General features: G+C 66.8%; 24 protein-coding genes. 10 read left to right on the forward strand and 14 right to left on the reverse strand.

The window, feature by feature from the left end:
* Nucleotides 1–30: 30 nt before the first annotated feature.
* Nucleotides 31–810: a dienelactone hydrolase family protein gene (locus C995_RS0108635; RefSeq protein WP_018864555.1), complete on the reverse strand. Its 780-nt coding sequence runs from the start codon at nucleotides 808–810 to the stop codon at nucleotides 31–33.
* Nucleotides 811–971: 161 nt separating this feature from the next.
* On the opposite strand from C995_RS0108635, the gene C995_RS0108640 reads away from it, so the two are divergent.
* The 4 genes from C995_RS0108640 to C995_RS0108655 all read left to right on the forward strand — a co-directional run bounded on the left by C995_RS0108640 (nucleotide 972) and on the right by C995_RS0108655 (nucleotide 4,026).
* Nucleotides 972–1,853, forward strand: coding sequence for an HDOD domain-containing protein (locus C995_RS0108640; protein ID WP_018864556.1), 882 nt, complete (start codon nucleotides 972–974; stop codon nucleotides 1,851–1,853).
* A gap of 37 nt (nucleotides 1,854–1,890) precedes the next feature.
* Entirely contained in the window at nucleotides 1,891–2,463 is a 573-nt protein-coding gene (locus C995_RS0108645) for a Slp family lipoprotein (RefSeq protein ID WP_018864557.1), read from the forward strand.
* Entirely contained in the window at nucleotides 2,444–2,956 is a 513-nt protein-coding gene (locus tag C995_RS0108650) for a Slp family lipoprotein (protein ID WP_018864558.1), read from the forward strand. Before C995_RS0108645 ends, C995_RS0108650 begins: the two co-directional genes overlap by 20 nt.
* Nucleotides 2,957–3,027: 71 nt before the next feature.
* Complete coding sequence (locus tag C995_RS0108655; RefSeq protein WP_026279042.1) at nucleotides 3,028–4,026, forward strand: zinc-binding dehydrogenase; 999 nt, start codon at nucleotides 3,028–3,030, stop codon at nucleotides 4,024–4,026.
* A gap of 22 nt (nucleotides 4,027–4,048) precedes the next feature.
* Here the strand turns inward: C995_RS0108655 and C995_RS0108660 are convergent, their stop codons facing one another.
* The 4 genes from C995_RS0108660 to C995_RS0108675 all read right to left on the reverse strand — a co-directional run bounded on the left by C995_RS0108660 (nucleotide 4,049) and on the right by C995_RS0108675 (nucleotide 8,769).
* Nucleotides 4,049–5,263: a TraB/GumN family protein gene (locus C995_RS0108660; protein ID WP_018864560.1), complete on the reverse strand. Its 1,215-nt coding sequence runs from the start codon at nucleotides 5,261–5,263 to the stop codon at nucleotides 4,049–4,051.
* A gap of 130 nt (nucleotides 5,264–5,393) precedes the next feature.
* Nucleotides 5,394–6,542, reverse strand: coding sequence for a hypothetical protein (locus C995_RS0108665; protein WP_026279043.1), 1,149 nt, complete (start codon nucleotides 6,540–6,542; stop codon nucleotides 5,394–5,396).
* A complete protein-coding gene (locus C995_RS0108670) occupies nucleotides 6,539–7,939 on the reverse strand; it encodes an adenylate/guanylate cyclase domain-containing protein (protein WP_018864562.1) in 1,401 nt (466 codons plus the stop codon). Before C995_RS0108670 ends, C995_RS0108665 begins: the two co-directional genes overlap by 4 nt.
* Nucleotides 7,936–8,769 carry an inositol monophosphatase family protein gene (locus C995_RS0108675; protein ID WP_018864563.1) on the reverse strand — a complete coding sequence of 278 codons (834 nt, stop codon included), beginning with the start codon at nucleotides 8,767–8,769 and terminating at the stop codon, nucleotides 7,936–7,938. Before C995_RS0108675 ends, C995_RS0108670 begins: the two co-directional genes overlap by 4 nt.
* 59 nt (nucleotides 8,770–8,828) lie before the next feature.
* On the opposite strand from C995_RS0108675, the gene C995_RS0108680 reads away from it, so the two are divergent.
* A complete protein-coding gene (locus tag C995_RS0108680; RefSeq protein ID WP_018864564.1) occupies nucleotides 8,829–9,182 on the forward strand; it encodes a DUF3301 domain-containing protein in 354 nt (117 codons plus the stop codon).
* Nucleotides 9,179–10,120 (forward strand): hydrogen peroxide-inducible genes activator, encoded by a 942-nt coding sequence (locus C995_RS0108685; RefSeq protein ID WP_018864565.1) that lies wholly within the window; start codon nucleotides 9,179–9,181, stop codon nucleotides 10,118–10,120. The genes C995_RS0108680 and C995_RS0108685 overlap by 4 nt, the downstream gene beginning before the upstream one ends.
* Nucleotides 10,121–10,139: 19 nt before the next feature.
* Here the strand turns inward: C995_RS0108685 and C995_RS0108690 are convergent, their stop codons facing one another.
* Complete coding sequence (locus tag C995_RS0108690) at nucleotides 10,140–11,063, reverse strand: GGDEF domain-containing protein (protein ID WP_018864566.1); 924 nt, start codon at nucleotides 11,061–11,063, stop codon at nucleotides 10,140–10,142.
* A 262-nt stretch (nucleotides 11,064–11,325) separates the two neighbouring features.
* On the opposite strand from C995_RS0108690, the gene C995_RS0108695 reads away from it, so the two are divergent.
* Together C995_RS0108695 and C995_RS0108700 are read left to right on the forward strand one after the other, a co-directional pair.
* Entirely contained in the window at nucleotides 11,326–13,248 is a 1,923-nt protein-coding gene (locus tag C995_RS0108695; protein ID WP_018864567.1) for an ATP-binding cassette domain-containing protein, read from the forward strand.
* Nucleotides 13,249–13,323: 75 nt separating this feature from the next.
* On the forward strand, nucleotides 13,324–13,620 hold the full coding sequence (locus C995_RS0108700; RefSeq protein ID WP_018864568.1) for a hypothetical protein: 297 nt from the start codon (nucleotides 13,324–13,326) through the stop codon (nucleotides 13,618–13,620).
* A 101-nt stretch (nucleotides 13,621–13,721) separates the two neighbouring features.
* Here the strand turns inward: C995_RS0108700 and fliL are convergent, their stop codons facing one another.
* Together fliL and C995_RS0108710 are read right to left on the reverse strand one after the other, a co-directional pair.
* Entirely contained in the window at nucleotides 13,722–14,120 is a 399-nt protein-coding gene (fliL, locus tag C995_RS0108705; protein WP_018864569.1) for a flagellar basal body-associated protein FliL, read from the reverse strand.
* A complete protein-coding gene (locus tag C995_RS0108710) occupies nucleotides 14,117–14,953 on the reverse strand; it encodes a zinc-dependent peptidase (protein WP_018864570.1) in 837 nt (278 codons plus the stop codon). Before C995_RS0108710 ends, fliL begins: the two co-directional genes overlap by 4 nt.
* A 214-nt stretch (nucleotides 14,954–15,167) precedes the next feature.
* Here C995_RS0108710 and C995_RS0108715 point away from each other — a divergent pair, with 214 nt between their 5' ends.
* Together C995_RS0108715 and C995_RS0108720 are read left to right on the forward strand one after the other, a co-directional pair.
* Complete coding sequence (locus C995_RS0108715; RefSeq protein ID WP_018864571.1) at nucleotides 15,168–15,530, forward strand: hypothetical protein; 363 nt, start codon at nucleotides 15,168–15,170, stop codon at nucleotides 15,528–15,530.
* A gap of 92 nt (nucleotides 15,531–15,622) precedes the next feature.
* Nucleotides 15,623–16,039: an ABZJ_00895 family protein gene (locus C995_RS0108720; protein WP_018864572.1), complete on the forward strand. Its 417-nt coding sequence runs from the start codon at nucleotides 15,623–15,625 to the stop codon at nucleotides 16,037–16,039.
* Here the strand turns inward: C995_RS0108720 and C995_RS0108725 are convergent.
* From C995_RS0108725 to C995_RS0108750, 6 genes are all read right to left on the reverse strand, one after another.
* Nucleotides 16,036–17,721, reverse strand: a complete 1,686-nt coding sequence (locus C995_RS0108725) for an alpha/beta-hydrolase family protein (RefSeq protein ID WP_018864573.1) — start codon at nucleotides 17,719–17,721, stop codon at nucleotides 16,036–16,038. The two genes, C995_RS0108720 and C995_RS0108725, sit on opposite strands and share 4 nt — an antisense overlap.
* Before the next feature lie 246 nt (nucleotides 17,722–17,967).
* Nucleotides 17,968–18,489, reverse strand: coding sequence for a TlpA family protein disulfide reductase (locus C995_RS0108730; protein ID WP_369771652.1), 522 nt, complete (start codon nucleotides 18,487–18,489; stop codon nucleotides 17,968–17,970).
* Between the two features lie 20 nt (nucleotides 18,490–18,509).
* Entirely contained in the window at nucleotides 18,510–19,133 is a 624-nt protein-coding gene (locus tag C995_RS0108735; RefSeq protein WP_018864575.1) for a hypothetical protein, read from the reverse strand.
* A complete protein-coding gene (locus C995_RS0108740) occupies nucleotides 19,114–19,581 on the reverse strand; it encodes a DUF302 domain-containing protein (protein WP_018864576.1) in 468 nt (155 codons plus the stop codon). Before C995_RS0108740 ends, C995_RS0108735 begins: the two co-directional genes overlap by 20 nt.
* 28 nt (nucleotides 19,582–19,609) lie before the next feature.
* Entirely contained in the window at nucleotides 19,610–19,972 is a 363-nt protein-coding gene (locus C995_RS0108745; protein ID WP_018864577.1) for a group 1 truncated hemoglobin, read from the reverse strand.
* A 21-nt stretch (nucleotides 19,973–19,993) separates the two neighbouring features.
* Nucleotides 19,994–21,082, reverse strand: coding sequence for a class I SAM-dependent methyltransferase (locus C995_RS0108750; RefSeq protein WP_018138892.1), 1,089 nt, complete (start codon nucleotides 21,080–21,082; stop codon nucleotides 19,994–19,996).
* Nucleotides 21,083–21,223: the final 141 nt, after the last annotated feature.

Here is a 21,223-nt window from a genome sequence, read left to right on the forward strand (position 1 = left end):
GCCACACTCACACGCTTGTCGAAGTCTGAATCACATGCGCCCCAGGGCGCTGAGCAGGTGTTTCCAGGAGTCGCGGTCGGCCCGTTCGTCATAGCCCACTGGCATGTCGAATTTCTCGGCGACTTCGTCGGCCCTGGGGTTGGTGAAGCTGTGCACCACACCGGAGAAGTCGACGAAGGTGTAGGTCGCCTCGGCGTTGTCCATTTCTTCGCGGAAGTCGGCCACCTGCTCCGGCGGCACCATCGGGTCGGCCGCACCGTTGAAGACCAGCACCTCGGCCTTGACGTCGCCCGTACCGGCCGGGTGATCGGTTTCCAGCGCGCCGTGGAAGCTGGCGACCAGCGCGAGATCCATTCCGGCGCGTGCGGCCTCGAGCACCACTGTGCCGCCGAAGCAGTAGCCCACCGCCGCCAGGGCCTGATCGGCCGTGGCGTCGTGGTCCTTGAGCCAGTCATGCGCGGCGGTAAAACGGCCCATCAGGAGGTCCCGGTTGCCACGGATCTGACCGGCGAACTCGCCGGCGTCCGACGGGTGATCCGCCTTCTTGCCGCTGCCGTACATGTCCAGAGCGAACGCGGCATAGCCCTCCTGTGCCAGTTGTTCGGCCCGCTCGCGGGCATACTCGTTGTGACCCCACCACTCATGGACCACCAACACGCCCGGGTGGGGGCCGTCGCTGTCGGGGTAGGCGAGATAGCCGGTCATCTCCTCGCCGTCGTGTTCGTAGGTGACCTCCTCGGTCTGGATGCCGGCCAGAGCCAGGCCGGGGAGAGTGAAAGCGAATAGCGCAACCGTCAGACGCAATGCCATGGCAGAAACTCCGCTGTTTGGGGACAAGCACCCAATAATGACTGGGGGTTCTGATTATGGTTCGTGCTGCCGCGTTTTTCCTGCCCTTCGTTTCCCTGGCGGGAAACGTGGGGTTACAGTAGGGGGCAGCGGGGCGTGCGGCCCTGTGATGGAGCGCCTGGATGTCGGAGATGCACGCAAAGGAAAGCCTCGAGGCCCGCGTCCAGTCGGCTGACAAGCTGCTGGCGATGCCGCAGGTCGTGTTCGACGTGGCGCGCCTGCTGGAGGATGACACCAGCACAGCGGGACAGATCGCCAGTAGTCTCGGGCGTGACCCCGGCCTGGTGGCGCTGGTCCTGCGCCTGGCCAACAGCCCTGTCTACGCACAGGCCCGCACTGTGGATACAGTCGAACGGGCGGTGAACCTTCTGGGGCGGGATACCCTCCAGCGTCTGGTGGTCGCGGGCGCAATTACACGCGCCACCAGCAACATTCCCGACCAGGAACGTCTTCCGCTGGAGGTGTTCTGGCGCCACTCCGCCTACTGTGCCGTGATTGCCCGTCATCTGGCCGACCGGGTTCTGCCCCGCCAGGCCGGCAGCGTGTTTCTTGCCGGGCTGTTGCATGATCTGGGCAAGCTCTTGCTGTTCACCCAGTCGCCGGAGGCGGCGCATCGCGCGTTTCTATCCAGTCTGGACATCGGGGACGGCTTGAACCCGCAGGACGCCGAGCGCGAGCAGCTCGGGTTTGACCACGCGGAGCTGGGCGAGGCCCTGGCAGCCCACTGGGGGCTGCCGGAGGGGCTGGTTGCCTGTGTGGCCGGGCATCATCATCCGCAGTCAGCTCCCGAGGCGCATCGCCTGGCGGTGGCGCTGGTGCACCTCGCCAATACGGGGGCCCACCTGGCCGAGATCGACTCGCGCGACTGGGCCGACGCGCCGCCGGTGAGTGCGGATGTCTGGGAGACGGTCGGGCTGGAGCCCGAAGACCTGTTGCAGGCCGTGGAGGCCGCCCAGCACGAGGTCGTGGATGTCGAGGCGCTTTGTGCGCCAGTCCCGGAGTAGTGCGAACCTTGCCGTGCTCTGAACGGTCCTAACGGACATGAACCCATGCCGCCAATTTTCTCTGCTGGCCGTGTTGCTGCTCGGCGGGTTGGTCGTGGGCTGCGCCAGTATCCCCGAAGGGGTCGGGCCGCTACCCGAGGAGCCGCTCGCGCGTGCCGACGTCCTGGCCGACCCCGAGGCGGTGCAGGGTCAGGAGGTGGTGTGGGGGGGTGTGATCGCGGACGTCGAGAATACTCGGGACGGTACCCGGCTCGAGATTGTGGCGCGTCCGCTCAGCCGCGAGGCGCGTCCGCGCGAGGTCGACCAGTCAGAGGGACGTTTTCGCGCCTATATCGACGATTTCCTCGACCCCCAGGTATACGGGACGGGGCGCGAAGTGACCGTGCGTGGCCGGATCGACGGAATCGAGGAAGGCTCGATTGGCGAGTTTGACTACCGCTTTGTCCGCATTGATGCGGAGACGGTGCACCTGTGGGCCAAGCGTCCGCCGCCTCGCGACCCGTATTACTACGACCCATGGGGCCCACCCGGCTATATGGGGCCCTACTGGCGGCCGCATCCCTACCACTGGCGTTACGACCCCTGGCGATATGATCCCTGGTACTGGTAACACCTGGCGTGCCGCGATCTTCAGCCTGGCGCTGGTGATGGTGGTGGTGCTGGCCGGCTGTGCCCCCGGTCCGCTGGAAATCCCTGACGCGGTGGGTGACCCCGTGCCCCCCCGCAGCGTGACGGCCGATAACCTGCCGGCCGAGGATCAGGTCTGGGGCGGAATCATCGCCCGAGTCGACAACCGGCCGGACAGCACGGTGATCGAAGTGGTCAGCTATCCCTTGCAGCGTCAGGAGCCCCAGACGCGGCAGGCTAATACGGGGCGTTTTCGCCTCAAGGTCGATGGTTTTGCCGATCCGGTCGACTACCGCCCGGGGCGGCGGATCACGGCGGTAGGCACGGTATCGGGAACCGAGGAGGGATCGATTGGCGAGCTCGCGTATGTCTTCCCACTGCTGGATGCCTACTCTGCGCATCTGTGGCCGGACCCGGAGCCGCCGCGACCGTCGTCGGGCGTGCGTTTCGGGATCGGCATTGGGATCGGGCTCTAGCGCGCCGCTGGCAAAGCCTCCCGAAGCGGTATCGAAATCCACAAGGCATGTTCAAACACGAGGAGTCGCCGATGCGAGCGATCGTTTTCGACGAGCCCGGTGAGGCTGATGTCCTGCAGCTGAGAGAAGTCCCCGAGCCCGAGCTGGCGGGGTCCGATGAGGTGAAGGTCCGCCTGTTGGCGGCCGGCGTGAACCCCGTCGATACCAAGGTTCGGGCGCGCGGCATGCTGGTCCCCGGGGCGCCGCGTAACACGCCCGGCTGTGACGGTGTCGGCGTGGTCGAGTCCTGCGCCAGCGGTGTGCGCCATGTGCGTCCGCGGCAGCGTGTGGCCTTCTGCTTTGGTGGTGTGGGCGCGAGCCCGGGTACCTATGCCGAGCAGGTGGTGGTCCCCGAGGCGGCTGTCGTCCCCGTGCCGGCCGCGGTGACCGACCTGCAGGCTGCGGCCCTGCCATTGGCCTGGCTGACCGCCTGGGAGGCGTTGTTCGAGCGGGCCGACCTGCAGCGTGGCCAGACGGTGCTGGTGCATGCCGCCGCGGGTGGGGTGGGACAGATGGCCGTGCAGATCGCGCGCGCGGCAGGGGCCCGGGTCCTGGGGCTCGTGCGACGCGAGGAGGCCCGGCGTCTGGTGACCGGCCTCGGCGGTGACGTGGTCGATCTCACTCAGCCCGACGCCGGGGAGTCCATCCGGGCCTACACCGACGGTCGCGGTTTCGACGTCGTGCTGGATACGGTGGGCGGGCAGACGTTTCGCGAAGGGCTGGCACAGGTGGCCTATGGGGGTGACCTGGTCACGCTCCTGGCGCCGCCGGATGAGGTGGACTGGAACGCGGCGCGCCTGCGGAATCCGAGTATCAGCCTGGAGCTGATGCTGACCCCGATGCTGGAAGGGGACCGCCGGCGCCTGAAGCATCAGGCTACCCTGGTGGCCGAGGGGCTCGCGCGACTTGCCAGCGGGCGGTTGCAGGTGAATGTGGAAGACAGCCTGCCAATGGCAGAGGCGGTCGAGGCGCATCGGCGTATCGAGGCCGGTGGCCGCCGCGGCAAGCTGGTGCTGCGAATCCCGGAGTAGGAGTAACCAGCGTCTCCCTGGATCAGCTACCGAACAGATGGCTGAACACGCGCGCCCCGCCAATATAGGTGCCGGCGGCGGAACCGAGCGTGGTCAGCAGGAAGACCAGCAGCACGCGCGAGACCCGGTTGTGCCACCAGCCCCTCGGGGTGGTGGTGTCCTGGCGCAGGCGCGCAAAGTCGTCGACACGTGGCTTGCGCAGAAACAGCTCGGCCGCGGCCGCCACGAAGCCCACGCCGATGGTCGGGTTCAGCGAGGTCAGGGGCGCGGCCAGTGCCGCCGTCACCACGGTCAGAGGGTGGGCCAGCGCGATAATCGCGCCAATGGCGGCCAGGCCACCATTGATCATCACCCAGTCCATCACCATCTGCAGGCCGATGTCCGGGTTGCGCAAAAAGCCGATCACGAAGCCGGACAGGATCACGGCGACGATCACCCACGGCAGGATCTTCGGCCAGCGAGCCTTGGGGGGCGGCTGGTCGAGGGAGTCCAGGATGGCGTCGGGGGGCGTCAGTTCGTCTTGCGCCTGGGTCGCGATCCCGGAAAGGTGCCCGGCACCGACCACGGCGAGGATGCGGCGATGGTTGCCGGACTCGGCCATGCGTCGCAGGTGGGCGGCCATGTACTGATCGCGTTCGTGGATCAGCGTGCGGTAGAGGTCCTCCGACTGTTCGGCGAACTCGCTGAAGGTGGACTCCAGCATGTCGCCTTCCTTCAGCCGTTCAATCTCCGATTCGTCGATCTTCTCGCGCGAGAGGACCGAGCCGAACAGCCCGCCGATCAGACCCATGCGTTGCCACCAGGGCACCGCACGATAGGTGCGGCGTAGCGTCAGGCCGAGGTCGCGATCGATCAGGGCCAGCGGCAGCCCGCCATCCAGGGCTGCGTCCATCGCCGCGCGCATCTCGGCACCCGGCTCGATTCCGTACTGCTCGGCCAGGCGCTGCTGATAGGCCCCCAGTGCGAGGCTCGCGGCGATCATTGGGGCCTGGCCCTGGCGCATAACGCTGAACAGGTCCATGCGCTTGATTGCCTCAGGGTCCAGCATCGCGCGCTGGCGGCTTTCGCAGAGCTCGATCGCTACGGCGTCGAACTCGCCAGTATCTACCAGCGCGCGTACCTTGTCGGCGCTGGCGCGCGAAACGTGGGCCGTGCCGAGTACGACCACCTCCGTGTCCCCGAGCCGAAGGATGCGGTGAGGTTCGTCGGCGATCAGGTCATGGACAGAGGTGGTCATCGCAAGCGGGTGGTCCGGTTGGGCGTGCGGGGCGGCAGCGCGGGAATCCTAGGGAGACGCTGATGGAATCGCAAGCTTGCGACGCCATCAGCGTCTCCCTCGCAGGATCATTCCATGGGTGCGGCCGGTGTCAGGATGGGTCTTCCCCGTCTGCCTCGGGCGCCAGGTCTTCGGACTCGGGTATGGGTGCGGCGTCAGGATCCACGGGCACCATGGCCTCGGGGATGCGCAGGGTATCCAGGCGTTCGAGCACGCGCAGGGCGCGTTCCCGTGCGGTGGCCAGCCCGGAGTGGCTGGGGGCAAGCGCAAGCCCCTCCTCCCACGTGGTGACGGCTTCCTGGATCTGGCCGGCCGTGTACTGACGACGACCCTCTTCCAGCAGGTGCTCGGTGCGTGCATCGCGTTGCTCGCGCCATTCATCGCACAGGGATATGCGTGCGCGCTGCGCCGCCTGGTCGGGGCCGGAGGCCTCTTCGTCCAGCTGGAGGTCCCCGCTGCGGCACCACTGGGCGGCACGCTGCAATTCGCCCGCTTCCAGTGCCTGACGAAGCTGTGCATTGATCGCGGACACGCGCTCGGCTTCCTCTTCGCGGTCCTGGTCTTCCTCGCGTGTGCGCAACTCCTCGTCGACCTCGCGGATGCGGGCGGCGCGTTCACTGTCGGGGGACAGTTCCTGCGCCAGGCGCAGCAGGTCCAGCTGTTCGCGACCCTCGCTCTCCTCCGCATAGCGTTCCAGGGTCTGGGCCAGGTTGGGCGCGCGCTCGTTCAGGGTGTCCGGGTCTGCGGGCAGCTGGCCGGAGTCATGGACCAGGGGATGCATGATTTCCAGCAAGCGCAACTGCTCGACCAGATTGCGGGCCTCGAGGATGTCGTGGCGCTGCTGCAGGGTGCGCAGGCCGACTTCGCGCTGGCGTTCCAGCTGGTTCATGAAATGCGCCCGCTCTTCACTCTCGGGCAGACGGGACTCGGCGTCCTCCAGGATTTCCAGGGCCTTGGCGACCGCGCCCTCGCCGGAAACGGCGCGCGCGTCCTCCATTGCCCGTTCGGCAGCCTCCCGAGCCAGGAGTTCGATCTCCTCGCGGCGCGTGGTCCATTCGTCGGCCGGTTCGGGGTCGTGCTCGTCGATCAGGTCCAGGGCGTGCTGGTAGGCCCCCTCCTCGACGGCGGCTTCGATCTGGTCTTCTATGGGCATGAAGGGCTGCATGCCGGCACATCCCTGCAAAAACAGCAGGGCCAGCAGCGCCAGCAGCAGGCCAGGTCTCAACGTCTGGAACCTCATCGAGTGGCGTCCGCCGCCGCAAGTATGCGGACGACCTCGAGGGGCTCGCTGACCCCGTGTAACTCGTGGGTTCCCCAATGCTCGGTCTTGAACTGCCCTTTCACCTGCTCATGTTCCATGAAGTACTGGGTGGTCACCATGCCGGCGGATGGTGCGACCGTAACCAGGCGCGCCGCCACGTTGACGGTGTCGCCGACCACGGTGAATTGCATGCGGTCCTGGGCGCCCATGTTGCCGGCCAGCATCTCGCCTGCGTTCAGGCCAATGCGGAACTCGACACGTTCCTCGCCCCGGCCTTCACGCTCAGCGTTGATGGCGGCAACTGTTTCCAGCAATGCGAGGCCGGTTTGCGCCGCAGTCTGGCGATGGTTGTCATCGCCGCCGAGGCCGAAGACCGCCATGGTACAGTCGCCCATGTACTTGTCTACCGTTCCACCGTGACGGGCAATACATTCCGCCATCGGACCGAAGAATTCGTTCAGCATGCGCCCGAGCTCTTCCGGCGTGCAGCGTTCCGACAGCGCGGTATACCCCTTGATGTCCGCAAACAGCACGGACCCCTCGACCGCACGCCCGCCCAGCTCGATGCGGTCCAGGTTTTCCAGGATGTCCTGGGCGATCGCGTCGGATACATAACGGCGCAGAGCCGATTCGACCTGGTCCTTGCGCAGCAGGTCCTGGGCCATGTTGTTGAAGGCAGCGGTGAGCTGGGCGATCTCGTCCTCGTGCACCATCGGCAAGGGGCGCCCGTGCTCGTCGACCGGGTGGCGTATGCGTTCGCGCATGGCGTGTGCCAGGCGCTCCAGCGGGCGCACCAGGCGCTTGCTGATATCGATCGCCAGGATCAGGCTGAGCAGAAAGACGCCGATGGCGGTCGCGATCCCCGCATTGATCGTGTTGCGGATCAGCTCCTGCATCGGGGTCGTGTCGATATGAGCCTCGATGTAGCCGACCTGGACATCCTGAAAGCGCACCTCGCGCCGGTAGGGCTCAGCCGAAGCCGCCAATGGCCAGACCCCTTCACCGATGCCCCCGGCTGGCGAGGGCGGGGTACCAGCCGAGGCGATTGCGCCGCGGTCGATGGCGTAGGCGGTTACCGATTCCACGCGACCGTCCTCGACCAGCGAATTCAGCAGGGTCTCCAGCGTCAGATGGTCTTCGGCCAGCATAAGCTCGGCCGAGGTGCGCGCGATGGGTGCCAGGGTCAGCTCGGCCTGAGCCCGTACCTGGTTATTGAGGACGTTGGTGACCTGATTCAGCACCACGACCGACAGGGTGCCGATCCCGAGCAGGGTGAGAATGGCGACGACCGCGACGATTTTCCACGCAATGGGGAGATAGCGTGGGGTGAAATCCCCCGCAGAGAGACGCCCGTTGCCTTGTTTCCTGGCTTTCACGAGACGGAGGCCATGGAGGACTTTCGGCGTGGGGTCAGCCACGCCTGCCACAGATCAAATAATGCTGCCGAGCGCGCCGCTATGGCGGAGCGCTTCTCCAGGGAGCGGCTGAATGCCGCCTCGCCGTCGAGGTTGCTCATCGTGCCGCCTGCGCGCGCCAGCATCAGGGTCCCGGCGGCGCTGTCCCACAGGGCCTGTCCGCCGTGCAGATACAGATCGGCACGTCCGGCTGCCAGCCACGCCCATTCCAGGGCGCAGGCCCCCAGGTTGCGCTGCGAGCGATACGGGGCGTCCGTGGCCATGGCAGCCGCCAGGTCGGGGCCCAGGCGCTTGTAATCGACCAGGGCTATCGCCTGGTCCAGGCGGCTGGCTGGCGCGCGGGTGGCCGCCGGAGGGGGCACATCGTTCAGCAGTAGCGGCCCGTCTTCTCGTGCAGTAAAGAGTTCGTCGCGCACTGGGTCGTACGTCGCGCCGTGGGTCACTCGGTCTTGTTCGATGCGTGCAATGGAGATCGCGAAAAAGGGCATGCCGCCGGCGAAATTGCTGGTGCCATCCAGGGGGTCGACCAGCCAGAAGGCTGGTGCCTGTTCGAGCACGCGGGCTTGTTCCTGCCGGGGCTGCTCCTCGCTCAGCACGGGTTCGTCTGCGACCGTGCGCGTTAAAAGGTCGCGCAGCCGAGCATCAACGGCGTGGTCGGCCTGGGTAATTACCGAGCCATCGTCCTTGTAGTCCACCGCAATCCCGGCCTCGAAGCGCGGTAGCAGCTCGCTGCGGCCGACAGCACGGAGCTCTTCGGCCAGTTGATTGAACACGGGGTCGCTGATGGGCATGGGTGTCGAGTTTGGGGTGATCGTCGGCCGGAAATGGAATGTGGGTATCATACCGATCCATGACGGCTTTGCTGATAATCCTCGCCCTGGTTCTGGTGGCCTTTTATGTGAATGACTCCTGGCGCACGCACGAGCGTGTGCGCCAGATCGCACGGCGCAGCTGTGAACAGGCCGGTGTGCAGTTCCTCGACGGCAGTGTAGTGCGCACGCACCAGGCCATCCGGCGCCGGCCTGGGGGGCTGGGCTGGTGGCGGCAGTACCGCTTTGAGTTTGCCACCGACGGCTCCAGTCGGCATGTCGGCGAGATTTCGCTGGACGGCCGTCGCCTGCGTCAGGTCACCCTCGATCTGCCCGATGACGGGCGCCTGGTGGATGGCGATGACGGTGCGGGGCATCGGGGCCCCGGGCTATGACGCTGAGCGAGCTTCGCTATGTCGTGGCGGTGGCCGACCAGCGTCATTTTGGCCGCGCGGCCGAGGCCTGTCATGTCAGCCAGCCCTCTTTGTCGGTTGCCATTCGCAAACTCGAGGATGAACTGGGCGTCACGCTGTTCGAGCGTGGGCGTGGCGATGTGAATGTGACTCCTGCCGGCGAGCAGGTGGTGGCGCAGGCACGGCGTGTACTGACCGAGGTGGAACAGCTGCGTGCGGTGGCGGTGCAAAGCCAGGATCAACTGGCCGGACCCCTGCGGCTTGGGGCGATTTATACCATCGGGCCGTACCTGCTGCCCGAACTGATCCCCGCGTTGCGCGAACGCGCACCGAGGATGCCGCTGGTCATCGAGGAAAACTACACGGACCGATTGCGGCAGCGTCTGAAGCAGGGCGAGCTGGACGTAATCGTGATCTCGCTGCCGTTTGAGGAGCCGGGAGTGGTCACGCTTCCATTGTATGACGAGCCATTCGTTGCGGTGCTGCCGGGCGGCCACCCGTTACAGGACAAGGAGACGCTGGCACTCGAAGACATGGCGGATGCCACCCTGCTGATGCTCGGGGCCGGGCACTGCTTCCGTGACCAGGTGCTGGAGCGGTGTCCCGCCTGCCAGAGGACGGTTACCGCAGACGGCAGTACGCCGCGCAATCTCGAGGGATCCTCACTGGAAACGATCCGCCATATGGTGGCCTCGGGCATGGGAGTGACCATCCTGCCATGTACGGCCGTAGGGGCGGATCGCTACGCCCAGCGCCTGCTGGCCGTGCGCCGGTTCCAGGATCCGGTGCCCAGTCGCCGGGTGGCACTGGCCTGGCGCACCAGCTTTCCGCGTCCGGAAGCGATTGAGGCCCTGCGTCAGGCCATACTCGCCACCGCACTGACCTGCGTGGATTTCATTCAGCCCGGAGAGAGTTGCTGAAGACCGAACGGGCTGGGATTCAGTGGCCGGCCAGGACGCGGTTGCGACCGGACTGCTTGGCAGCGTACAGCGCCTCGTCGGCCTTCTGATAGAGGGCCTGCAGGGTGGTGTTGCGGCCAACGCTGGCAACCCCGATGCTGGCGGTGACCCTGACCATGCCCTCGCTTTGCAGGGCCGATGCGTCGTCGGCCGTCGCGGTGGTGCGGATGCTGCCAATTGCCAGACGGATGCGCTCTGCGCATTCCATGGCACAAGCCAGGTCCGCGCCCGGCAAGACGGCCAGAAACTCTTCCCCGCCCATGCGCACGAGCAGATCGGACTGTCGCGTGGCCGTGCGCAGGGTATCGGCTACCCGGCGCAGCAGCTCATCCCCGACGGAATGGCCATAGTCGTCATTGATGCGCTTGAAGTGATCCAGGTCAATGGCCAGCACGGACAGGGGGCGGTCCTGGCGCCGGCAGTCGGCCAGCCATTTGGCACCCTGGATCTCGAAGGCGCGGCGGTTGCCCAGTCCCGTGAGCTCGTCGGTCTCCAGGGTGGATACGAGTCGGCGGTACCGATGGGCGTTGTGCAGGGCCGGGGCGGCCAGGCCCAGCACGGCTTCGATCTGCTGCTGTTCCGCGTCGCTGAAACGGCGTCCGCGCATCAGGATCAGCGAGCCCATGCTGGCGCCGTTGTAGCTCAGTCCGTATTCGATACGATGGCGATCGTCCTCGCCGCCCGACCAGGATTGCTCGTCGCCCTCGGTGTAGAAGATCCAGCCTGAATGCTGCAGGAGGGCGTAGAGCTGCTCGTGCAGGCGCTGAAGCACGGTCTCAAATTCCAGTGTTGCGGTCAGAGACTGGACGAAGGCCAGTGCATCGAATGGGGCCTCGGGGCGTGCGGTCGATTTCCCCTTGCCCGGTACCAGGCGCAGATTCCCTGCGTTTCCGTCGCGATTCATGGCTTCCTCGCCAAATCCAATAGTCTCGGACCCCGGGTAAAGCGATTTTTGTGCCAGACTGATTAAAGGCCACACAAACAGCATGTTGTGTGGGATTGGTTTGAGCGGGTGACAAAAAATCGGCGCCCTTCTGCCGGGGCGGCAAGGCGGGACCGCCCAGGGCGGCAAGGGGTGGCAAGATATTGACGCATCGGTGCGGGTGCAGCCTTTGGCCGCGTGTGCCGGCGTGTATGTTTTTTCAGCGTTTCCCTAAACTGCGCCCATGATTCGTCTCTCCGACATTGAGTTGCGGCGTGGCCGGCAGGTGCTGTTGCAGCACAGCGACCTCACTGTTCACGCCGGGTGGCGCGTGGGCCTCACCGGCGCGAATGGTTGCGGCAAGTCCTCGTTGCTGGCGGCATTGCAGGGCGAGTTGTCCGTGGATGCGGGCCAGGTCGAGGTGCCGGAGGAGTGGGTCGTGGCCCATCTCCCGCAGGAGGTCCCGGGCAGCCCCCGCCGCGCGGTCGACTACGTGCTCGACGGCGACGCCGAGCTGCGCGACCTGGAGCGGCAGCTGGAGTCGGTCGAGGATGGCGCGGAACACGCGCGGCTGTATGCGGCCATCGACGCAATCGATGGCTGGGCCGCCGATGCCCGGGCGCGCCGCCTGCTGGCCGGTCTCGGGTTTGCGCCGGAGGATGCCGATCGCCCGATGAGCGACTTCTCCGGTGGCTGGCGCATGCGGCTTGGTCTGGGGCGGACCCTGATGACCCGCTCGGACCTGCTGCTGCTGGACGAGCCGACCAACCACCTCGACATGGAGGCCATCGTCTGGCTGGAGGGCTGGCTGGCGCGTTATCCTGGCACGGTCATCGTGATCGCACATGACCGACGTTTCCTGGATGCGGTTGTGACGCACATCGCCCATATCGAGCGTGGGCGGATCCAGCTCTACAGCGGCGGCTATTCCCAGGCGGAGGCGCGACGCGCGGAGGCCGCCGCACAAAGCGAGGCCGCCGCGGCGAAGGTTGCGGCCGAGCGTGCGCACCTGGAGGACTTCGTGCGCCGCTTTCGCGCCAAGGCCAGCAAGGCGCGCCAGGCCCAGAGCCGGCTGAAGCGCCTCGAACGGCTGGACGAGGTCGCCGTGATTCGCGCCGCGCGCCCGATCCACCTGGAGATCCCGACCCCGGAGCGACTACCCGACCCACTGCTGGCGCTGGAGGCGGCGGAGGTCTGCGAGGGCGAGACCTGTCGCCTGCAGGCGACTGATCTGCGTCTGCGCCCGGAGGATCGCATTGGTGTGCTGGGGCCCAATGGCGCCGGGAAATCGACGCTGTTGTCCCTGCTGGCGGGCGTGCTCGCGCCGACGGCGGGCGAGCGGCGCGTCGACCCCAATTTGAGGGTGGGGTATTTCGCCCAGCATCAGCGTGAGCAACTGGACCTTGCGGCCTCGCCCCTGACGCATATGAAGCGGCTGGACGCCGCCGCCCCCGAACAGCGCCTGCGCGACTTCCTGGGGGGGTTGGGGTTTCCAGGCGAGCGCGCGGATGGCCCCGTTGGTCAGTGCTCCGGTGGCGAGCGGGTGCGCCTGGTTCTGGCGATGCTGATCTGGCAGGCGCCCGCGCTGTTGCTGCTTGACGAGCCGACCAATCACCTGGACCTCGATATGCGCGAGGCCCTGGCCGAGGCGCTGGAGAACTATGCCGGCGGGCTGGTCGTGGTGGCGCACGACCGGGAACTGCTGGCGCGTGTCTGCGACCGTTTCTGGCGGGTCGAGGGTGGGTATCTCACAGAATTCGACGGTGACCTGGACGACTACGCTCGTGAGCTGCAGCGCGAGCGGGAGGCACAGAGCGCCTCCACTCCGTCGATCACCCCCACCATCGAGGCGCCGCGTTCACAGAAGGAACGGCGTCAGCAGGCTGCGCAGGCGCGCGCGGCGTTGCGTCCCCTGCAGAAGCGGGCCGATGCGGCGGAACAGACCTGCGGCGAGCTGCAAGATCGGCTGCAGGCGATCGAGGGCGAGCTGGCCGATCCCGCCCTGTACGCGGGAGGCAACGCGGGTCGCCTGGCGGAACTCACCCGCGAACAGGGCGAGTTGCGCACGCGCCTGGAGAACGCCGAGGCGGAATGGATGGAGGCGCTCGAGGCGCTGGAGGCGGCACGGCTTGAGTCGGACCGGGATGATTCTGTGACCAGGGCCTAATGCCTGACCCTTGAACTCGGATATTCGGGCGTCTATACAGGAGGGTGAATACACCGGCAAGAGGGGTCATTCGCAATGAATGCACAGGAACTCAATCGTCGCTGTGTAGAACTCTTTCATCACCCGGACGCGCAATTGCACTGCTGGCATCCCAGGATGTTCTGGGAGACCCACATGGTGGAAAACCCGAAGCCGGAGGATTTGCAGCAGCCGAAGGTGGACCTGCGCGAGCTCGAAGTACTGCTGGCCGAGGCCACGCACCAGGACTCGCAGTGTGCCGCCGAGCTGGAGCAGGCGGATCCGGGGCGGGCGACACTGATCCGGCACATGGTCGAGCGTGGCGAGATGCCACTGCTGCACCGGCCGCACTGATTTTACTGGGTCCCTGGCGGGACCCCGGCCCGGTCCTCCGTCGGGCCCCTTGGACCCCGGCAGGATGTGGTTGCCGGGGTCTCCTTTATGGGGGGCGTGCGTTACTGGCGAATGAAGTCGGAGAAGTACAGGGCCTCGATGCGGGGCGCGCCGGTCAGTTCCTCCAGCAGTTCGTTGAGTTCCTCCAGCGCCTCCTGACGCAGGTCTTCGCGGGCCGCGCTGCCACGCAGGTTGTCGGGCGCGCGCCCCCCCATGACCTGGATGAGGCGATCGCGGACGGCCGGGATGTGTTCGCGGATCTGGCGGGCATCGTCCATCTCGGCGGCCTCGAGCTGAATCTTCGCCTGCAGGTAGCGGGCGCGGTCGGAAGACTCCATGTTGACCACCACGGGTTCCAGGGTCACGTAGCGGCTGTCCAGGTCATCGACTGCGAGGACGCTGCCGGGGATGACCCACCACAGCAGGAGAAGCAGGAAAAGGCTTGGCGACGGGGTCTTCATGCGGAGATCTCGTGTGGCAAGTGGGTCCCTCGCGTGGCGATGGTCGCCGCGCGACGGTGCGGTTCCTGGCGGAAATATCGGGCCAGATGATCATAGACCGCCGGCAGGGTCTCGCGCAGCCCCTGCGGCTCGAAGAAGAAGGCCTCCGCGGCCACGGCCAGGAACTCCTCCGGTGCGGTCGCGGCGTAGGGGTCCAGCGGCAGCTGGTCTTCCGGGGTGTCGTTCTCCACGGCCGCGACAAATGCCTCGTAGGCGGCGGTGAAGTCACGGGTCCAGTCCTCGGCGGAGTGGTCGCGCGCGAGCGGCGGAAAGCCGTTCACGTCGCCGTTGCCGGCATCCAGTACGTGGGTCATCTCGTGCACCACCACGGCACCGTCGCGAACGATATCGGCCCAGGACAGAATCACCGGGCCACGCTCCCAAGCCTCGCCGGACTGCGGCATGGCCCCCTGATGCACGATGCCGTCCTCGTCCACCCATTCGTGCTCCGGCACGAAGGTGTCTGGGTAAAGCACCAGCGTGCGCCAGTCGCGGTAGGGGGCGAGCCCCAGCTCCAGGACCGGCAGCGCGGCGTAGGCCGCGATCATGCGGCACTGCCCCGGTGTCGGCTCCGATTCGATGCCCACGAACTCCCGGGTTCCCAGCAGCCCTTCCACCAGTCCCTTCAGACGCTCGGTCTCCTCGGGGGTGAGGGTCGCGATAAACGGGACCTGGCGCCGCAGCGTCTCCCACTCATCGGGGCTTAGCGAGACTCGGCCGGCATGACCGGCCGCAAAGGGCTCGATCAGCCGCTTGAGCAGGCCGCGCAAAGGATAGTGGGGCGTGTCGTGCATAGCCACATCGTCGCATGTTTGCGGCCGGCATGCCGCCTGGACGGATGCGGCCCAGCCCGGGACAGGGCGGGCGACGGGCGGCTGTCGAAGACCATCGGGCCTCCTGTCCGCGCCGGGCGACGGCGTCGCGACGCGAAGGGGTCGTTCTGTGCCAGAATCGCGGACTCGGGCGGCCCGGCACGGCTGCCACAAACAAGACGACGGAGTTGAGCGGATGCGCAAGCAAGCGGGAATCGTGGCGGGACTGCTGGTGGTGGCACTTTGGGTGCCCTTCGTGGCCGCGGATGAGGTCCATACGGTCGAGCAACTGAACCAGGCGCCGGCTGAACTCGAAGGCGAAATGGTCCGCCTGGAGGGGATCGTGGGTCGGGTCAACGAGGACATCATGGGCGTGAACTTTGTCCACTTCGTGGATGGAACCGGCAGCGAGGGTGACTACATCACGATCACGTCCACCGAGTTGCCCGAGGCCGGCGATCGCGTCTCGGTGACGGGGACGCTGGTTCTGGATCGCGACTTCGGCGCGGGCTATACCTATCCCGTGATCATCGAGGACGCGGAGTTTGCCGAGCAGTAGCGGCCCGCCCTGACCGCAGGGTCGGCGCAACTTCGGATTTCATTCAGGCCGCACAGGATGGTGCGGCCGACGCACACCCAGGGAGGGGGATCATGTCCATCAAGAATCTGCTGACGCGGTTCGTCCTGCTTTATTTCTCGCTGTCGATCGTTGCGATGTTGGTGGTGGCCTGGTTCGGGCTGGACGAGCTCGGTACGCCGCTCGGCATCGCGATTCTCGTGCTGGCGGTCATGTGGCCGTGCGAGGCCTTCGGGCGCAGGAACGGGCGCTATCTGTCACCCTCCGAGAAACGGCGGGTGATCACAGTGATGGTGGCCGTGCTCTGGGGTACCCAGCTGCCCCTCACGCTGCTGCTGGTATGGGCCGAAGGCATCGCACTCGACGCCGTGGTCCTCGGGATCGTGGGCTTCTTCGCGCTTTTGTATGCGGGATTCGTGGTGGCGCTGGTCAACCTCACGGGGCGCAATCTCCGCAAGCGCGGCCTGGTTCCCCATGGGGCTTCCGACTAGTCGGCCAGGTGGCGCTTGAGCCATGCGATCTCGTCTTCGGACCACTCCGTATCCGTCACCGCCTGCCAGGCGTCGACATAGTGTTCAGCCGCGTAGACGTGGCCGTAGCCGCGCGGCGCGGCATCGCCGATGGCCACATCCACGGCCAGCTGAAGCATGGTGACGACCGGATACCAGGTCAGGTCCGGCGAGACGTCCGGACCGCGTGGATGCTGCATCCATTCCGGCTTCCGGTACAGCGCCTGAGGCTCGAAGAAGGTGATCGGGTCGCTCGCGTACTGCAGGTAAACGATGCGCATCGGGCCCCACGAGGCGCCGGGGATGTCGAGGTGGTTCTCCTGGTTGGTGAAGCGCACGACCGAACTGTCGCGAAAACGCGGGAGCCAGGCCGGGGAGTCCGGCTGGCGCTGGCGCGTGATGTCGCGCCAGGTCTCGCTTCGAAACGGTGGCCCCGCCCAGAGCGCACCGTTGAACGGGTCGCCGATCACGTCGTACAGGTCCGCTGCGCGTTCGGAGTTCAGCGCACCCAGGCTCAGGCCATAGAGGTAAAGCTCCGGTCGCGCGTCCGCGGGGAGCTGTTTCCAGTAGCTGTAGATCTCCGCGAATACGGCCTGGGCCGTCTCGTGGCCGTACTGGGATTCCGACATCAGCGACAGCCAGCTCGGCAGGTAGGAGTACTGGACGGCGACCGTTGCGATGTCGCCGCCGTGCAGGTATTCCACCGGCGCGATTGCGCGGTTGTCCACCCAGCCGCGTCCGGTGGGGGTTGCCAGAATCAATACGGAGCGCTCGAAGGCGTCCGTGCGAACGAGCTCCTGCAGGGCCAGGCGTGCACGTTCCTCGATTTCCTCCGCCGCATTCAGGCCGACGTACACCCGAATCGGATCAAGGGCCTCTTCGCGGGTGAAGTCCGCAATATCGGACGCGGCCGGGGTGTCGCTGATAAAGCGCTGGCCCTGACGGCCCAGTCCCTCGTCCCAGGAGATCAACGACTCGGCACTGCCGGTGCGAGCGGGGTTGGTGGGTTGTTCGGCCCCGGGGTACTCGCGTACGTCGAACTGCTGGAAGCTGCGATCGGCGGTGCGCAGGCCGTACTCCAGCACCACGCCGTCAATGATGGCCCAGAACACGGCGGCGGCGGCCAGGACGCCGATCACATTCGAAAGCCGCCGCGGGACGAAGCGCCGCAGGTGCCGCGCAAGAAAACGTACCAGCAGCCGGAACAGTCGTGCGACGGCAAGGGTGGCCGCGAATACCGCCGCGGCGATGAGGCCCAGCCGGATCGGGAAGCCGCCGTCCACTGGCTCCTGCTCCATCAGCTCGCGGATGGTGTTCTGCCACTCGGTGGCCTGCCACAGGAACGTCAGCACGATCAGCGCGGCCCCGCCGCCGGCGATTACCACCAGGGTGTTGTGCGTACGCTCGCCGAACTCTGGCAGCTCCAGGTAGGACCACAGCCAGTGGAAAAACACGCCCAGCCCGTATCCCGCGGCCAGCGACAATCCGGACAGGATGCCCTGCACATCGTCCGTACGCGGGATCAGGCTTGGCGTCAGCGAGGCGGCGAAAAACAGCGTGGCCAGGATCAGCCCCGGGATCGACAGCGACCCCAGGACACGGGTTGCCCAGCCCGGCCAGATGAAGCGCCGCAGGCGGGTTTGCAGGTGGGCGACGACCGACATCGCGTGCGCAGTTCCTGTGCGAGAGGGAAACCAACATCCTGTCGGGGTGGCCGCGCGGGTTCAAGTCTCCGCATCCCCTGGCCGGGCCCCGGCTCCGCGTGCTGGGCAGCGGCTGCAAGTGGCTAGGGCACCGGTTCGAGCGTGCCCGGCGCCTTGAGTCGGTGGTGCCGGATATGCCTGCCCCGGAGGCATGGTTCCTTGAATGACGTCTCGGTCTGCGCAACGCGCGCCGACCCCGGACCCGCGTTACTCGGGCATGGCTGCCTCGGGTGAGTGGGTCCGCCGCAACTCGCGCAGTCGTTCGACGATGTCGGGGTGGTCGAACTCGCGCGCCCCGATGGCGCGATACGCGATGCGTCCCTCCGGGTCGATCACAAAGGTGGTGGGGATGCCGCGTACCGGCCAGGTATCGATGGCGTTGGCATCGCGGTCCAGCAACAGGGGGAAGTCGACCGGGTAGTCGGCGGTGAAAAAGAAGATGCGATCGGCGTCCTCGCCAACGTTGACGCCGAGGACGACCAGCCCTTCGGGCCCCAGCGTGTCCCACAGTCTCTGCAGGGATGGCAACTCCTCGCGGCACGGCGGGCACCAGGTCGCCCAGAAGTTCACGACCACGACCTGGCCCCGGTAATCGCCCAGGGTGTGCTCCCGGCCGTCCAGATCTCCGAGTTCCAGGGGCGGGGCTTCCGGGCGCGGCTCGATGCCGGTAAGAGTGCCGGTGTCGGCCGCGCCGGTGCCAGCCAGCAGGGCGACAAGGATCAGGCCCATCGTGATCCGGTGCATGGTCGTCATCCCGACGGTTCCCCGGCACAGCTCAGGTCCGGCAGCCGGGCCTCTTGCGTCTCCCCGGCCTCACGCCAGCGCAACGTGAGTTCAAAGGGGGTGGCTGGCGGGAGATCGAACAGGATCATGCCCATCAGCCAGTCGCCGGGTTCGAAGTGATGCTCGCCGGGAAACAGGGCCCAGCGAAAGGCGATGCGTGCCGCGTCCGCTACCTCCCCTTGCGCCCATGCGGCCTGCCAGTCCCGGTTTGTGCGCGGAGGGGCTGACCCTTCCGGTCCGTGGCTGCTCCAGTGGGGCAGGGCCACCTCGATGGCATGCTGGCCGCGATTGCGCAGGATCGCCTGAAAGACGCAATGGCTTGCGACAAGCTCGGCGTGGTCGGAGCCGAAGCCACGCCCCTGGAAGAACGCGCGCGTCTGGTCCGGTAGCAGTTGCGCCAGCTCCAGCGAGAGACTCCTGTCCTGCCACGTCCAGGTCGTCAGGCCGCTGCTTGCGTCCGTGTGTATCTGTAATTCTCCCGAGGCCCCGGCGCTGGCCGACGCCAGTGACGCGGCCAGTGCCAGCAGGGCCAGCGCAAGGCAGCGGGGCCAGCGTGCCGGGTCGCGTGCGCTACGGACCACCCAGGACATGATCGAGCAGCGTCTCGAAGGCCGGCTCGGCGCGTTCTACCGCGCGCTCCAGACTGGGGTGCGGCTGCAGCGTGGTCATGAACTTCGGATGCAGCATCGAGAGTTTCGTGTTGCCGTTCTCCTCGTACAGACCGATCTGGCCGCAGGGCATCATCGCTCCGACGTGCAGTCCGGCATCCACGATGTCCGGGCCCAGTGGCAGATAGCAGACCTTCAGGGCCGTGATGTCGCCACCGGCCAGGTCGAACTCGGCCAGAAAGATCCAGTCCTCCTCGTTCTCGGCGAACTCGCGGATGGCGCGGGCCAGATCCTCGCGGGACTGTTCGCAGTCGCGGATGATGAAGTGGTCGTCCGGTTCGTCCGCGCTGGCGATCGGTGTGCCCAGGCCCACAGCGGCGGCGCCGGCGATGCACAGGGCGAGCGCGGGGAAGTGTGCAGGTATGTTCATGATGGTGTCCTCCAGGGAGACAGGGATGTCAGACGCGCACGATCTCCGGCTTCAGCGACCAGGAGATCATCAGCAGTTCTTCCTTCTCGCGCTGGCCGACCCCGTGTTCGTCCAGGGCCTCGACGATGTCGTCGACCACTGCGACGAATTCCTCTTCGCTGATGTTCATGCCGCGATGGGTGGTCAGCATGTCGCGTCCGCTGTAGGCCTGCGGGCCGCCGGTGCCGTTGCAGATGAATTCGGTCACCAGGCGAATCACGTCATCGCGATCCGTATTGGTGTAGCGGTTGCGGATGGTGGCGTTCTGCGTGTGCTTGTCGAAGATGGTCGTGGCGAGTTCGCGGATGCGCGTCTCGCCGCCCAGGCGTTCGTAGAGACTTGTGTCGGTCATGATGAATCCTCCTCGCGGGGGTTATCGGGTGGCCACGTACCAGTTGTTCTGCGGGTCATGGGCCAGTTGATGGACCTGGATGTCGTGAAAGCCGGCGCGCGTCAGGTATTCGCGGGCCCGGGGCTCGCCCCACATCGCGCCCAGTCCCGGGCCGCCCTGAGCGAGTGATACCGGCATGCAGTGCATGCAGGACACGGTGTAGAGAAAGGGGCCCAGGGGATGATCGAGATCGTCGCGGATCGCGCCGGAACCGCGGATGTCCTGCATCAGGTAGATCCCTTCGGGCGCGAGTGCGCGGTGGATGCCCTCCAGGGTGGCCAGCGGGTCGGCCTGGTCGTGGATGGCGTCGAAGGTGGTAATCAGCTCGAACTGGCGTGCCGGCACGTGGCGATCGAGCGTCGCGGCATCCGCCTCAATGAACACCGCGTTGTCCAGCCCGAGGGTCTGCGTCTCGGCTCGGGCCTGCTCGATGGCCTCTGCCGACAGGTCGAGCCCCGTGAACTCGCTGCGCGGGTAGAGCGTCGCCAGCCGGTTGAGGATACGGCCCCTGCCGCAGCCGACATCTAGTACGCGGATGCCGCGTTCGAGGTGATCGGTCAGGCCCGGCACCAGCGGCAGGATGTCGCTTTCCAGCGACGACAGGACGGACTGGCCGCTGTCCTCGGCCATCACCTCGTGGAAGCGGGCATAGTGTTCGTATCCGACGCCTTCGCCGGTATGGAAGGCGTCCACGATCCGGTCCTCCACCCCGCCCAGCAGGCCGATGTACTGGGCGAAGACGGCCAGGTTGTCAGCCGCGGCGGCCCGGGTCAGGCAGGCGGCGTGTGCCGGGGGCAGGGCGAAGCGCGGGCCCTCCGGCTCCACGGTGACGAAGCCGCCGGTGGCCATCGCGCCCAGCCATTCGCGCACGTAGCGCGGGTTAAGGCCCGCGGCCGTGGCGATCGCCTCCGCGGTCGCGGCGGGTCGGTCGCGCATCTGGTCGAACAGCCCGGTGCGGTGTCCGACCGAGAGCATCAGGCACACCGCGCCGTGGTTGAGGACCTCGATCAGGTGCTCGCCGAAGGCCTCGGCAGTCCGTGGCGTTGCTCTGGTTTGCGAGACAGAAGACATGGGCCGGCCTCGGGGGTGGCGGATGGCTTTGTCTCGAGCCTAGGGGGCGGGGGCGCCCTGCGCTGTCAGAAACTTGCGCCGGGCGGCGCTTTCTTGCGGCAAATGTCCCGCCGGGGGCGTCCGCCGCTGGCCGGCCACCCC

It is taken from the genome of Thioalkalivibrio sp. ARh3, from assembly GCF_000377265.1.
Lineage (GTDB): Bacteria > Pseudomonadota > Gammaproteobacteria > Ectothiorhodospirales > Ectothiorhodospiraceae > Thioalkalivibrio > Thioalkalivibrio thiocyanoxidans.